Annotated in this window: 11 protein-coding genes and 1 riboswitch; of the genes, 10 read left to right on the top strand and 1 reads right to left on the bottom strand. The window is 47.0% G+C overall.

Translation table 11 applies throughout. The features are described 5' to 3' along the window. The first annotated feature begins 174 nt into the window (after positions 1–174). Positions 175–278, top strand: a riboswitch (TPP riboswitch). From thiS to thiH, 4 genes are all read left to right on the top strand, one after another. Continuing rightward, positions 269–475, top strand: a complete 207-nt coding sequence (thiS, locus tag ACJMM9_RS10695) for a sulfur carrier protein ThiS (RefSeq protein ID WP_088639943.1) — start codon at positions 269–271, stop codon at positions 473–475. It overlaps the preceding riboswitch by 10 nt. Then, positions 475–1,119, top strand: coding sequence for a thiamine biosynthesis protein ThiF (thiF, locus tag ACJMM9_RS10690; RefSeq protein ID WP_405326629.1), 645 nt, complete (start codon positions 475–477; stop codon positions 1,117–1,119). Before thiS ends, thiF begins: the two co-directional genes overlap by 1 nt. A gap of 16 nt (positions 1,120–1,135) precedes the next feature. Further along, a complete protein-coding gene (locus tag ACJMM9_RS10685; RefSeq protein ID WP_405326626.1) occupies positions 1,136–1,906 on the top strand; it encodes a thiazole synthase in 771 nt (256 codons plus the stop codon). Positions 1,907–2,075: 169 nt separating this feature from the next. Next, on the top strand, positions 2,076–3,341 hold the full coding sequence (gene thiH, locus ACJMM9_RS10680) for a 2-iminoacetate synthase ThiH (protein ID WP_405326624.1): 1,266 nt from the start codon (positions 2,076–2,078) through the stop codon (positions 3,339–3,341). A 103-nt stretch (positions 3,342–3,444) separates the two neighbouring features. On the opposite strand, the gene ACJMM9_RS10675 is transcribed toward thiH, so the two are convergent. Then, positions 3,445–4,215 carry a type II secretion system protein gene (locus tag ACJMM9_RS10675; protein WP_405326621.1) on the bottom strand — a complete coding sequence of 257 codons (771 nt, stop codon included), beginning with the start codon at positions 4,213–4,215 and terminating at the stop codon, positions 3,445–3,447. A 178-nt stretch (positions 4,216–4,393) separates the two neighbouring features. On the opposite strand from ACJMM9_RS10675, the gene thiE reads away from it, so the two are divergent. The 6 genes from thiE (at position 4,394) to ACJMM9_RS10645 (ending at position 13,806) form a co-directional block, all read left to right on the top strand. Continuing rightward, complete coding sequence (gene thiE / locus ACJMM9_RS10670; RefSeq protein ID WP_173466640.1) at positions 4,394–5,032, top strand: thiamine phosphate synthase; 639 nt, start codon at positions 4,394–4,396, stop codon at positions 5,030–5,032. A gap of 47 nt (positions 5,033–5,079) precedes the next feature. Then, the gene (locus ACJMM9_RS10665; RefSeq protein ID WP_405326618.1) at positions 5,080–5,904 is read left to right on the top strand and encodes a type III pantothenate kinase; all 825 of its coding nucleotides are present in this window, start codon (positions 5,080–5,082) and stop codon (positions 5,902–5,904) included. Between the two features lie 20 nt (positions 5,905–5,924). Continuing rightward, positions 5,925–7,415: a hypothetical protein gene (locus ACJMM9_RS10660; RefSeq protein ID WP_405326616.1), complete on the top strand. Its 1,491-nt coding sequence runs from the start codon at positions 5,925–5,927 to the stop codon at positions 7,413–7,415. Positions 7,416–7,488: 73 nt separating this feature from the next. Further along, positions 7,489–9,450, top strand: coding sequence for a polysaccharide biosynthesis protein (locus ACJMM9_RS10655; protein ID WP_405326613.1), 1,962 nt, complete (start codon positions 7,489–7,491; stop codon positions 9,448–9,450). A 32-nt stretch (positions 9,451–9,482) separates the two neighbouring features. Beyond that, complete coding sequence (locus tag ACJMM9_RS10650; protein ID WP_405326611.1) at positions 9,483–11,462, top strand: OmpA family protein; 1,980 nt, start codon at positions 9,483–9,485, stop codon at positions 11,460–11,462. A gap of 190 nt (positions 11,463–11,652) precedes the next feature. Next, complete coding sequence (locus tag ACJMM9_RS10645) at positions 11,653–13,806, top strand: polysaccharide biosynthesis tyrosine autokinase (protein WP_405326608.1); 2,154 nt, start codon at positions 11,653–11,655, stop codon at positions 13,804–13,806. Positions 13,807–13,956 lie beyond the last annotated feature (150 nt).

Raw genomic sequence — 13,956 nt, 5'->3', positions numbered from 1 at the left:
AATAAAAGCGTCGGCCAAGGATGGGGAGGGTGCAGGGAGGGGCCCGTGCGGCCTTCGCAACTCCGAGCTGGGGCCCCGCCCGCATGAAGTACTTTTTCTGATTAAAATAAAAGCATTCAGTCAAGGCAGAATGCCTTATTCTAACTTGCCAAATACCCCTTCAATAGTTAATTTTATCGCGTTTACGGGAGCTCGTAAAACGGGCTGAGAGGAAGTTGAAAACTTCGACCGAACCTGATTTGGATAATGCCAACGTAGGGAGGTTCCATTGAACTCAAATCCAGTCAAAATCAACGGTGAAGACGTCGCAGCGGCAGGCATGACCATTGCCGAATATTTAGCGTCAGCAAATTACGATACAAAGCGCATCGCCGTCGAACGCAATCTGGAAATCGTCCCCAAGGCAAAATATGCAGAAGTCGTCCTCGAAGCGGGGGATGTCGTCGAAGTTGTGAACTTTGTTGGAGGCGGGTGATGGAGAGCGTTCGAATCCCGAGCAGGGAAGAGTTCAGACGCGCACTCGTACAAAAGCAAGGCGAAGATATCGTTCAAAAGCTAGAACAGGCCACAGTTGTAATCTGTGGCGTTGGTGGTCTTGGCTCTAACGTTGCCATCAATCTCGCTCGTGCAGGCATAAAGAAGCTCATTCTCGTGGATTTTGACCGTGTTGACGTGACGAACTTGCAGCGCCAGCAGTACAAGGCTTCTCAAGTTGGAATGCCCAAAGCGTTTGCTCTCGTCGAGAACTTGAAAGAAATCGCTCCGTACACCGAACTCGAAGCGTACGACGAAAAAATCACGGAAGAAAACATCGACAAGTTCGTAGCAAATGCCGACGTTGTATGCGAAGCGTTCGACAATCCCGAAGCGAAAGCGATGCTTGTGAACGCGGTGCTTGAAAAGTATCCGCAAAAGTATCTTGTAGCCGCCTCTGGAATGGCGGGCACAGACGATGCAAATTCCATCAAGACGCGTAAGATTTCAAAACATTTTTATCTCTGTGGCGATGGCGAGAGCGACGTGACTCAAATGCTTGCGCTTCTCGCTCCACGTGTACAGATTTGCGCAGCGCATGAGGCGCTCACGATTATCCGGATTATAGCCGGTCTAGAAGTTTAACATAAAGGACATGCAAATGAATTCTGACAAACTTGTTATTGGCGGTCATGAATTTGATTCTCGTTTTATTCTCGGTTCTGGAAAGTATTCCCTCAAGCTCATTGAAGCTGCGGTCAAGGATGCAGGCGCACAAATTGTAACGCTCGCCGTTCGCCGTGCGAATACCAAAGAACACGAAAACATTCTCGACTACATTCCGAAAAACGTCACGCTTTTGCCGAACACGTCTGGCGCTCGCAATGCCGAAGAAGCTGTCCGCATCGCAAGACTCTCCCGTGAACTCGGTTGCGGCGACTTCGTGAAAATCGAAATCATGCGCGATACCAAGTACTTGCTCCCAGACAATGCAGAAACCATCAAGGCAACCGAAACGCTTGCGAAGGAAGGCTTTGTGGTCATGCCTTACATGTACCCGGATTTGAACGTGGCGCGCGACCTCGTGAATGCGGGTGCTGCCGCTGTGATGCCGCTGGCATCGCCGATCGGTTCGAACAAGGGCCTTTGCACTAAAGACTTTATCCAGATTTTGATTGACGAAATCGAACTCCCGATTATCGTGGATGCAGGCATCGGTAAACCGTCCGAAGCTTGTGCTGCGATGGAAATGGGCGCTGCTGCTATTATGGCAAACACCGCTCTTGCAACAGCAGGCGACCTCGCGCAAATGGCATCGGCATTCAAGCTCGCGATTGAAGCGGGCCGCAAGGCTTACCTTGCCGGTCTTGGTCGTGTGCTTTCCCGTGGCGCATCCGCTTCCGATCCGCTCACAGGATTCTTGAGGGACTAGGATAATTCGGAATTAGGATTTCGGAATGAGGAATTATTGAAGAAGTCTTCCTGAACGAAGTGAAGAATCCAGTCGATTTATCAGTATTACAAGATTTTACTGGATTTTTCCTCCCCTTGGTCGTCAGGATGACGCTTTCTATAAACCATTGACTAACGGCTATTGACTTATGACAACAGAACGCAAAGACAATAATTATTTTGTAGATACGGGTTCACTATCGCCTGCGGCTCTAGAACGCAAGCACAGGATCGAAACAGATCCATCTGTCCGCACGGACATCATGGAATACCTGCCGGGAATGGAAGTGATTCATTCCGACATTCGCGACAAGGTTCTTGACGCTTTCGAGAGTTACGATGCTTCTAAGTACACCGCTCGCGATGTGCAGTTTGCTTTGCAGCACGACACTTGCTCTATCGAAGATTTCAAGGCTTTGCTTTCTCCTGCAGCAGCACCGTTCCTTGAACAGATGGCCGCCAAGGCAAAGATTGAGACAGGTCGCCATTTCGGTAACAACGTCTATCTTTTCACGCCGCTCTACATCGCAAACTACTGCGAAAACTACTGCGTCTATTGCGGTTTCAACTGCTACAATCACATCAAGCGTATGCAGCTGAACATGGAACAGATTGAGCACGAGATGAAGGTCATCGCCGACAGCGGCATGGAAGAAGTCCTGTTGCTCACCGGCGAAAGCCGCGCCAAAAGCAGCGTCGAATACATCGGTGAAGCTTGCAAGCTTGCTCGCAAGTATTTCAAGCTCGTGGGCGTCGAAGTTTACCCGGTGAATGTCGATGAATACAAGTACCTGCACGAATGCGGCGTTGATTACGTGACTGTATTCCAGGAAACGTACGACCGCAAGCGCTACGAACAGCTTCATTTGCTCGGCCACAAGCGTGTGTTCCCATACCGTTTTGATTCTCAGGAACGCGCCCTCATGGGTGGCATGCGCGGTTGCGGATTCTCGGCGCTTCTCGGACTTTCGGACTTTCGCCGTGACGCACTCGCAAGCGCATTGCACGTTTACTACTTGCAAAAGAAGTATCCGCATGCCGAGATGAGCCTCAGCTGCCCGCGTCTCCGCCCGATTGTGAACAACGAAAAAATCAGCCCGCTTGACGTTCACGAAAAGGAACTCTGCCAGGTGCTTTGCGCTTACCGCATCTTCCTTCCGTTTGTAGGCATCACGGTTTCGAGCCGCGAAAGCAAGGAATTCCGCAATGGCATCGTGAAAATCGCCGCCACGAAGATTTCCGCAGGCGTCTCTACCGGCATTGGCGACCACGAAAGCAAATACAGTGGTCACGACGATGGCGAAGGCGGAGACGAACAGTTCGAAATCAATGACGGTCGCAGCATCGACAAGATGTACGCCGACATGAGCAGCGAAGGCATGCAGCCCGTGCTGAACGATTATCTGTATGTTTAGTTGTTAGTCGTTGGTCGTTAGTTATTAGTTAAATTCAGGCTCTTGCCACATTTACAAGAAAACGCCTCGGAAAAATCCGGGGCGTTTCTTTATTTCTAGCAAATTATTTTTTTGAACAACCTTTATTACCGTAGGTAGAGAAACAAGTTCCGTTATCGGACATGTATGCGCTTTCCCAAGTCTTTCCATGCGGAAGCAAGTAGACTTCCACAGAAAAGCCTGGCGAAATAGGGTCCGTCCAGCGAACACTGACTGTATAACGTTCGTTGTCGTTTATCTTTCCTATATTCAAAGCTTTACTCTGGAATAGCGGCTTTTTAGGTGCTGTTCGATAGTCCGTCTGCTTTCTTGAATTTATATAAGATTTAGATGTATAGGAATCACCGTCTTTATTGTATTTGTAATTCAACCTAGCGGCAATAATGTCTGCGACACCGTCAAAGTTGGCATCTTTCAGAGCCATGTACCAGGTTCCGCTTGAACCAATCATTTCACAAATGTTGTTTGCATTATTGGCGCTGCCGTGACTTCCCTGCACGTTGATTGACAAACCATTATGAAGTTCAATCACAAATAATGTTGCACCTCCATCAGAAGAAAGACCGTTGGACAGCTTTGTCAAGAGATTTTTCTTCTGGTCATCATTGAGATTTTTTACAGGTGTATAATGCGTTAACGCATCACTGTCCTCGATTAGCGCTATATTGATAGCGTTTCTCAAGTCATAAAGTTTTAACAGGTCGATTTTTTCACGTGTCTTTTCACCAAACCCGAAAAACTTAGGCATAGCTACGGCAGAAAGAACGCCCATAATAGCGATAACCACCATAAGCTCCATGAGGGTAATACCCTTCTTTGAATTTATCGGTTTCATAATATCGCTCCATATACGTTTTATTAAGGGATTACCCCTTTTAGGGTAATCTATATTTTGCAAGTTGGCACTGACATATTTTCGTAACAAGAACGTAACAAACGTGAGAAACCGCACAATTTAAAAACTTCAACCTAGTCTATTCCACAGTGGACTAATAATTTCTACCTTTAAAAACATGAAAAAAATTGATACAACGCTTTATTTCATTACAGATAGTACTAGCGTACCTACAGATCGTTTTTTGCCAACAGTCGAGGCCGCTTGCAAAGGTGGGGCAACGCTCATCCAGCTTCGCGAAAAGAACCGCTCTACACGCGAATACATGGAACTTGCGGCTGCGACTCACGAAATCACCAAGCGCTACAATATTCCGCTGATTATCGATGACCGCGTTGATGTGGCGCTTGCGATTGGCGCTGAAGGTGTACATGTCGGGCAAACAGATATGCCTGTTAAAATAGCACGACAGCTGATGGGTGAAGATAAAATAATTGGAGCGACGACAAAGACTGTTCCGCAAGCTTTAGAAGCTTACGAACAGGGGGCTGACTATCTTGGCGTTGGGGCCATCTATCCGACGACAACGAAGGTGGTCACGATTCTTACAAGCGTTGATACTCTCAAGGCCATTGTGAAAGCGGTGCCTATAAAAGTGAACGCTATCGGCGGACTGAACAAGGATAATATCGATGTCCTCAAGGGATCTGGAATTTCAGGCATCTGTGCTGTTTCTGCCATTATGAAGGCGGACGATCCTGAAAAAGCAACGCGAGAATTGAAAGAAGCGTTTTTTAAACTAGTCAATAGTCATTAGTCTTTAGATTAACCAATAACTAATTGATTATTACTATCTTTTTTGCAATGAAAAAGAATTTAAAGAACTCATTGTCGTTCGTGGTCGATGTGGGCAATACGCACACAGTCCTTGGGATATACAAAGGCGATAAAGTTGTAGATCATTGGAGACTGACCACCCGCAAGGAAACGACATCTGATGAAGTCATGAATCGCGTAGGTGGCCTCATTCACCTTTCGAAGACCAAGCTGGAATCCGTAACGCATGTAGGGCTTTCTACAGTCGTGCCGTCGCTTGAACGCCCGTGGGTCAAGGCTTTGCAAACGCTTTTAAAACGCCCTGTTCAAGTGGTAAGCTCCACAAACTGCCTTAATTGCCCCATTGCCTATCCGAACCCGAGTACGCTTGGTGCAGACCGTCTTTGCAACGTGATTGCGCTCAAGGAACGCGGCTACTCCGACGCCATTGTTATTGATATGGGAACGGCCACGACATTCGACGTGATGAAGGACGGCGGTTTTGCGGGAGGTATTATCATACCGGGCATCAGCGCAAGCCTCGATGTGCTTACGCAAAAAGCAGCAAGACTTTTACCCGTCAGCATCGAATGGCCAAAGCGTCTCATTGCAAACAATACGGACGACGCTATTCGTGCGGGTCTCTTATTTGGCTTCATGGCAGAACTCGAAACGCTAGTTGCTAAGATCAAGCAGGAAATGGGTAAGAAGGACGTTCCTGTTTTTGCAACTGGAGGCTGGGGTCGCACTATAGCAAGCCATACCAAGATCATAGATACTTACGATCCATACCTGACGCTTGATGGCATACGCCTTGTCGCACTTCGTGGTGATTCTGCGGCAGAGGTTATTGACAAAGACGCCGAAGAGTAGGGCTTTTCCAAGAGGGGAGAATGAAATCAATTATCGCATGCCTTGTTTTAGCGGCAATCGCATTTGCTGAAATCGGTTCTTCACCAGTTATAAGTTCAGAACGGACTCGTAACTTGCGCGGGCTGGATTATGCACCGATGCTTTTCGAATACCACCGCCAGACGGTGAATGACGGGAGGCATTTTTTCACTTATCCGCGCCGTGATACGACGTTCCAGAAAGATTTTTACAAGAACCATAAAAAATCGATGGCGTTCTTTGAAAGCGACAGCAATTACTCGCACAAGTTCGCAATCGCCGTCAGCCCAGTTATCGGGATCGATTACAAGTCATCTTCTGCTCTTGGCGATACGATCTGGCCAGCAATCGATGCTGGACTTTTCATTCGCGGTTTCGCCGACTCGCTAGACTTCGATCTTGATGCCAGAATATATTCCGAAGGGCATGCCGCCAAGAAACCCAAAAGCTATGACCACGAAGTTTTTGATGTCCAGTCTAAGGACCGTGGGGATGGCGGCATAGATTACGTGAGCTTCGCGCGTTACCGTGCGCACTTCGCGCTCAACTATGCCTGGGCACGTTTACAGCTTGCTCGTGACGTGCTGCACTGGGGTCCGGGGTACTATAACAACCTTTCGCTAAATCAGTTTGCGCTTCCGTACAACATGCTTTCGCTCGACCTTACATTTGGGCCGTTACGTATTTACAGCGTCTACGCCGATCTCCGCGTAAATTCCTGGAGCTACAGCAAGGACAATCTGAACGACCGCAACCTCTATGCACATCGTTATGAACTTGCCCTCAAGAATTTTACCTTTGGAATTTCAGAATTGCAGATTCTCTATAATGAGAATAAGCCCTGGCTCTTTGTTCCTGTCGCACCGCTCTTTATCGAAAAAGGCAACTATTCCGAACGCGTGAACAATGGCGCCCTTGCCGTAGACATGAACGTTCAGCTTTTCAAGCTTGCCCGAATTTACGGCGAATTCTTCCTCGACGATATGGAGTCGCCATACGCCGTTTATCAGAACCGCTATAGCAATAACCGCTGGGCGGCCTTGCTTGGTTTTCAGGTGGCTCATGATCTAGAAATAAAAGGGAAGGAGTTGCAGCTTGGTACAATCGCCGAAATAGCACGAGTCGAACCCTACACATACTGCCATTATGATACGGCTCAAGCGCAGATTGCCCATCTTGGACTTCCTCTCGGAAATCCCAACGGCCCAAATTCGCTTGCTATCGACTGGACCGTTTACAGCCGACTTTTCTGGAATTCCTCGATGAAATTCTTTTTCGGACTCCACAACAAATGGCTTTGGAAAGGAATCGACTACGGAAGCAAGATTGAAGACCCGTATAAAACAGTCGAAAAGAAATTTATCGACAAAGCACCTCTCCAATATACGATTACACCGTCGATAAGCTACAGTGGAAGCAACGCTTCTTTTGAAATGGAGCTGACTTTTGGCAAAATTAGGGCCTATTTTCTCCGCACGACCTTTTATTGGTAACTATTTGTAGCTATTTTGTAGCATAAGAAAACGATTTTTAAAACATAATTGGTGTTCAAGTCGGGAGAAAATAATGACCAAATTGGCGGGCTTTCTTTCTAGCTTCAGGATCCGCAAACGCGTTTTGGCTTTTGCCGATGCATTTATTGTTGTTGTTGCAGGCTTGTTTGCAAACTTTCCTTTACCGCTATACGCAAAATCAATTGATCGAGCAGACCAGTTTGCCATATTCTTTTTAAGCGTCATTTTATGCTTTAGCAGCCTGCTTTTCTTTGGTGCATACAACAAGCTTTGGCGTTACCTCAACCGATATGATTTTTACAGCTGCGCCAAGGGCGTCTTTACAGGTCTTATTGCCACACACTTTTTCTTTTATCTTATGCGCGGCGTCCTGTATTGGCAGTTCGCCCTGGCACAAGCATTCATAGCATGCATTGGCGTATGTCTTTTTCGCTACATGTTTAGAAACGCGTTTCTCTCAATCATAGAAACAGGTCATCGCGAAGCACTGAAAAAACGCACCATGATTATCGGTGCCGGAAATGCGACAAAGCTTTTGCTCGATGAAATCAAGCGTAGTGCAATAGACGCGAAAAATGGACAGCTCACTTCGAAAGTTTTGAATCTCAATCCGGTCTGCCTCATCGATGATGATCGCTATAAAATCGGAAAAAAATATGAAGGCGTCCTTGTAGCCGGGTCTACTAGAGATATTCCCAAAATAGCCGAGCAAGAAAAGATCGACCTCATTCTTTTTGCAATCCCGAGCTGTCCTCCGAAAGACCGTCAGATCATTATGGACTTGTGCGGCAAGACGAGGCTTCCGGTAAAAATCCTTCCTTTTGTAGGTACCCTTCTCGATGCCAATGTCGAAGACGGATCAACAACATATGCAACGCAAATTCGCGACATTAAAGTTGAAGACCTGCTTGGTCGTGACCCCATCAAGTTCGACAACAAGGACATTCGTGCATATATCGAAAAGAAAGTTTGCATGGTGACCGGTGGTGGCGGTAGCATCGGAAGTGAACTTGTTCGACAAATAGCAAAGTACAATCCTAAACAAATTATCATTGTCGATATCTACGAAAACAACGCCTACGATATCCAGCAGGAACTGGTCATGGAATACGGAAGTTCGCTGAACCTTGTGACCCTCATCGCAAGTGTCCGAGACTATTTCCGTATGAACCAGATTTTCAAAACTTACCATCCAGAAATCATATTCCATGCGGCAGCACACAAGCATGTGCCCCTGATGGAAAACAATCCGATGGAAGCGATCAAGAATAATGTTATCGGCACATTTAATGTGGCAACACTAGCCATGTTCAACAGAGCCAAAAAATTCGTGATGATCAGTACGGATAAAGCCGTAAACCCGACAAATGTCATGGGCGCGTCCAAACGCTGCTGCGAAATGATCGTTCGCTTTATGTCCATGCAAAAGGATAGCAATACAGAATTTGTCGTAACGCGTTTTGGCAATGTTCTTGGCAGTAACGGAAGCGTGATACCGCTATTCAAGCGTCAGATAGAACAGGGCAAACCTGTTACGGTAACACATCCTGAAATCATCCGCTATTTCATGACAATTCCAGAAGCCGTGAGCCTTGTGCTCGAAGCCGCAAGTATCGCTCATGGTGGCGAAATCTTCGTGCTTGATATGGGTATGCCGGTCAAGATTGTAACACTAGCCGAAAACTTGATCCGCATGTATGGCAAGGTGCCGTATAAAGATGTGCCGATTGTATTCACGGGACTCCGTCCAGGGGAGAAAATTAAGGAAGAGCTCTTGATGAACGAAGAAGGCCTGAAGAAGACTAAGAACAAGCTTATCTTCATAGGCAAGCAAATCGATATTGACACATCCAAGTTCATCAACGAACTGTGGAAGCTTAAGAGTGCGGCTTCTGAAAACAATGATGAAATCGCCATCCGCGCTTTGCACGAAATTGTCCCGACGTTCACGACTCCAGAAAAGTTTAACAGTACAATTCTAAAGAAGCCTGAATCAGAGGAACAAAAGTCTTAACAACAAAGACAAACTCAAAAGAAGGATAAAATATGAAAAAAATCATCACTCTAGGTTTGTTATCTAGTACTCTGGCTTTTGCTCAGGCTGGAATGCTGGGTGGATCGGAGGGCTTGCATGAAATCAGTGCAAAGACTCTTGGTCAATGGCAAGTCAATCTCGGGGCTAGCGGAAATCTTACGATTGGCTCCTGGGGACTTTCTCGTGGCGGTATCTATGAAGTCGAGGGGAAAAGATACGCCTTCAATGATGCTGACGCATCCCTTTCAGGAAACATATTCGTTGAAGTCGGTGTCCTCGATTTCATCGATGTCGGTATGTCTCTCCCTCTTTACTATGAACACGCCAATTCCAAGTGGGGTGGATCGGCGAATATGTGGACAACCAGCCGTGGTGACTTGGATGTCTTTGCAAAAATCGGCCTTCCGTTTGCATCGGCAGGTGTCTATAGCATGGCATTGATGCTCGACCTCTATGTTCCGACTGGTGAAGAAAGTGCCGGTGTGCGTCCTCGCCATGCCTGGTACTTGAACGGTAGCGGCTATACGCATCCGTTTACTGCGGATAGGTGGGCTTTTGGTGCTGGCCTTGCATTCACATTCGACTTCAACAAGATTGGCGCTCCGATCGTGTGGAACTTGGCTGCAAGCTATGTTTCTCCGGCCAGTTATAGCTTGACACAAACATTTGTCTATAGCACGGGTCTGAACTGGAATGCGACTTCCTGGATGACTCCGTTCCTGGAATTCTCTGGTGAAATGCGCTTGATGGATAACGGTCGTTACTCGTTCGACCCGCTTGTAGACCCGATGCTTATTACTCCGGGTGTCCGTTTCCACTTCCCGCATGATATTGATTTTGCTTTTGGTATGGACTTTGCTGCCCGTTTATTCCAGAGTGGTTTCGATCACTATGCTGATGTCAAGTATGGTAGGGATCATATCATCTATTACCAGGGCCAGAGAGGCGTCAAGGCAAATTATGGTTATACCAGTGCTCCGCTACTTTCCGGCACAGCCCTCTTGAGCGTCAAATTTGATGCTGCGCCCAAGTCGGAGGATTCCGATGGTGACGGCATCCCGGATAGCGACGACAAATGCGCCCGTACAGAAAAGGGCGTTAAGGTCGATGCCGAAGGTTGCCCTGTTGAAGATGCAGCAAAGCTTGCTCGTGAAAGAGCTATTGCAGATTCCCTTGCTCGCGTTGACTCTGACAACGACGGTATTCCTAACGTAAGCGACAAGTGCCCGAATACGGCCGCAGGTCTTTCTGTGGATTCTACAGGTTGCATGCTTGACTTTGACAAGGATGGTGTTGCGGACAATCTCGACAAGTGCCCGAACACCCCGGCCGGTATTCCTGTTGACTTTACGGGTTGCCCAATGGACCATGACAAGGATGGTGTTGCCGATTACCTCGACAAGTGTCCAAATACCCAGCGCGGTGCAGAGGTTGGCCCGAACGGCTGTGTGCTTGATAGCGACAATGATGGTATTGCAGACTTCAAGGACAAGTGCCCGGGTACTCCAGCAGGTCACGCCGTAGACTCTACGGGCTGCTTGCCAGACTTCGATAAGGACGGTGTTGCCGATGTTATCGACAAGTGCCCCAATACACTCCCGGGAATCCGTGTTGACGGTGAAGGCTGCCCGATCAACAAGAAGGAAGACCTCGACCAGCTTAAGAAAGGGATTCAGTTCAAGACCGGTTCCGCAAAGCTCACCAAGAAAAGCTACGGGACTCTTAACGATATTGCCGATCTTATGAACAGGATTCCAGAAGCGAATCTTGAAGTTCAGGGCCATACAGACAACAAGGGTTCTGAAGTCAAGAACCAGAAACTCTCAGAATCTCGAGCCCAGGCTGTGGTCGCTTATCTTGAAAAGCGTGGCGTGAATAGCAGCCGTCTGCGTGCTGTTGGTTATGGCCCGTCCAAGCCGATTGCCGATAATGGCGATGCTGCCGGCCGTGCTCAAAACCGTCGTGTGGAACTCGTTCCTTTTGCAAAGTAATGGATAAAACGGTAGCTTTGACAAAGTAAATGCTATCCAACCATTTAGGTTGGATAGCATTTTGTATAATACAACTTGTTTATAAAAAAAATAAGTTGATTGTCAGAGAAAAATAAACTAATTTTCTATTTGTTTAAAAGCATTTGTTATTCAATCTGTTTGTGACTGCTCTACACAATTAGGATATCTTATGGAAGAAAAAGAAGAGAAAAAAATTGTTAGTCAAGCTGCAATTCCGTTGCCTTCTGATAGCAACACTATTACGTTGCTTGAAGCAATGCAAATCCTCTGGGAAAGGAAATTCACGTTATTGCTGTTCATTTTGGTCGGCGGCGTTATCGGCTTTTCAATTGCAAACTGGCTACGCCCGCAGTACACTAGCGATATTTTGTTGCAAATAGATGCAAAGGGCGGTAACGCCACGAAGGCTATGGGCGAGATGGGTTCCATCCTTGATGTAGCAAGCCCGGCCGATGCCGAAATTGAGCTTATCAAGAGCCGCATGGTATTGAGCTATGTCGTCGAAGCCGAGCATCTTTGTTTCAATGCGACGCCAGTTGGCGCTATTGATCGCTTTACGCACAAGGAAGGGCGCATGGACCTAGATTCCCTCTACATTCCTGCGCTGGCACGTGCGGACAAGTGGATGGCTAGAGCCATCGATGAAAATACATACGAGGTCATTTCTCCTGAAGAACAAGTCATTCTGGAAGGCAAAGTCGGTGAAATGCACAGGACCGCTTATGCTGGCGATACTCTCGACATTCATGTCTCAAAGATGCTTGCATTGCCGGGCCAGGAATTTATCCTTTCGCAGTCGGGAATGCTTGGGGCCATCGCGGCTTTGAAAGGTGGACTCAAGGTTGCAGAAAAAGGCAAGAAGAGCGGCATCATCGAAGCTAGTTTCAATCATCGCTATCCCGATAGGGCAGCTTCGATCTTGAATACGGTTGCAAAGACTTACTTGCGCCAGAATGTTGAAATGCGCAGTGCCGAAGCCGCTAAGACTCTAGAATTTTTGGAAAAGCAGCTCCCTGGTGTGAAAGCTAAGCTAGACAGTGTTGAAAAGATTTTGGCCGATTACCGTCACAGCATTGGTTCTGTGGATATGGTTGGCGAAACGAGCGCTCATTTGAGCAAGGAAAGCGAAATCCAGAGACAGATTTTGGAAATAGAGCAGCAAAAACAAGCTGCCATGCGTTTGTTCAAGGAAGAACATCCAAGCGTTCAGACGCTCATTCGCCAGCAGAATCGTTTAAGAGCAGAACTTGGCAAGTTAAAGAAAAATGCTGAAAAGATGCCTTTGACGCAACAAGAAGTGGCCCGCCTGAAAGAAGATGTGTCGGTCAATAACGAGATTTACACCAACATGCTGAACAATATCCAGCAGTTGCGCGTTGTGCGTGCAGGTGAAGTGGGTAACGTGCGCATTGTTGACTTTGCGCAGATTAACGGTGCTCCGAGCAAACCGAAGAAGATGAATATCATCATCTGCGCTGTGGCCGCTTCATTTATGCTGGGCGTTCTTCTGGTATTCCTCTTGCGCATGTTGCACAATGGCGTTCGCAGCGTTACGGACATCGAACGAGAAACGAATACAAGCGTACTTGCCAGGGTTCCTGAAAATTCTGACACCAACTTGAACTATAAGTTTAAAAAGACAAGACAAACTCATGTGCAGACAAATCCTGACGATCCTCTTAGCGAATCAATTCGCTCCATTCTTACAGCGATAGATTTTTCGTTCAATATAAATAAGGAACATCAGGTGATCATGGTGACAGGCATTACGCCTCGTGCCGGTAAGAGCTTTATTTCGACAAACCTTGCGGCTACATATGCCTTGGTCGGGAAGAAAACCTTGTATATTGATGCTGATATGAGAAAAGCTTCGTGCCGCTTTACCAAGGTTGGTCTTGCCGATGTCCTTATGGGCAAGGTTACTTTTGAAAACGCAAAAATCACGAGTACTAACCTTCCGAATCTTGATATCTTGGAATCGGGTAAGTTTACTCTTTCTGCGTTTGAGCTGTTGCGTGGTGACATGCTCAAGAATTTGCTTGACGAAATTCGTCCGAAGTATGATGCCATTATTATCGATACTCCACCGATGAATATGGTGACGGATGCATACATGATTTGCCCGTTGATTGACTTTGCCCTTGTCGTGTTGCACTATGGCCGTCATTCTATGGATTCTATCAAGGAATCCATACAGACTTTGGAGCGCTATTGCGATAAGCCCAAGGCCTTTGTGTTGAACCATAGCGAACATAGACACGGTTACTATGGCTATTACGGTTATTATGGCTATGGTTATGGCCACAAGTCCAAGAAAGACTAAATAGCAATTGCGATCGTTCGCTGGTAAGTTATCGAGAGCCCGCTTCACAAGATGAAACGGGCTTTTTTTGTATAAACGAAAACCACCAGCTAGGCTGGTGGTTCCATAGAGCCTTCTGGCGTTGCGTCCTTGAGAAAGCAAAAAACTCTT

It is taken from the genome of Fibrobacter sp. (assembly GCF_045112255.1).
Lineage (GTDB): Bacteria > Fibrobacterota > Fibrobacteria > Fibrobacterales > Fibrobacteraceae > Fibrobacter.
The sequence above is the reverse complement of the archived record's forward strand: the minus strand, read 5'-3'. Positions and strand labels throughout refer to the sequence as shown.

Excerpts from the sequence above, each read along its gene's own strand:
- ACJMM9_RS10665 (WP_405326618.1), top strand. The coding sequence starts at position 5,080 with ATGAAAAAGAATTTAAAGAACTCATTGTCGTTCGTGGTCGATGTGGGC.
- thiF (WP_405326629.1), top strand. The coding sequence starts at position 475 with ATGGAGAGCGTTCGAATCCCGAGCAGGGAAGAGTTCAGACGCGCACTC.
- ACJMM9_RS10650 (WP_405326611.1), top strand. The coding sequence starts at position 9,483 with ATGAAAAAAATCATCACTCTAGGTTTGTTATCTAGTACTCTGGCTTTT.
- ACJMM9_RS10660 (WP_405326616.1), top strand. The coding sequence starts at position 5,925 with ATGAAATCAATTATCGCATGCCTTGTTTTAGCGGCAATCGCATTTGCT.
- ACJMM9_RS10655 (WP_405326613.1), top strand. The coding sequence starts at position 7,489 with ATGACCAAATTGGCGGGCTTTCTTTCTAGCTTCAGGATCCGCAAACGC.
- ACJMM9_RS10675 (WP_405326621.1), bottom strand. The coding sequence starts at position 4,215 with ATGAAACCGATAAATTCAAAGAAGGGTATTACCCTCATGGAGCTTATG.
- thiH (WP_405326624.1), top strand. The coding sequence starts at position 2,076 with ATGACAACAGAACGCAAAGACAATAATTATTTTGTAGATACGGGTTCA.
- ACJMM9_RS10645 (WP_405326608.1), top strand. The coding sequence starts at position 11,653 with ATGGAAGAAAAAGAAGAGAAAAAAATTGTTAGTCAAGCTGCAATTCCG.
- ACJMM9_RS10685 (WP_405326626.1), top strand. The coding sequence starts at position 1,136 with ATGAATTCTGACAAACTTGTTATTGGCGGTCATGAATTTGATTCTCGT.
- thiE (WP_173466640.1), top strand. The coding sequence starts at position 4,394 with ATGAAAAAAATTGATACAACGCTTTATTTCATTACAGATAGTACTAGC.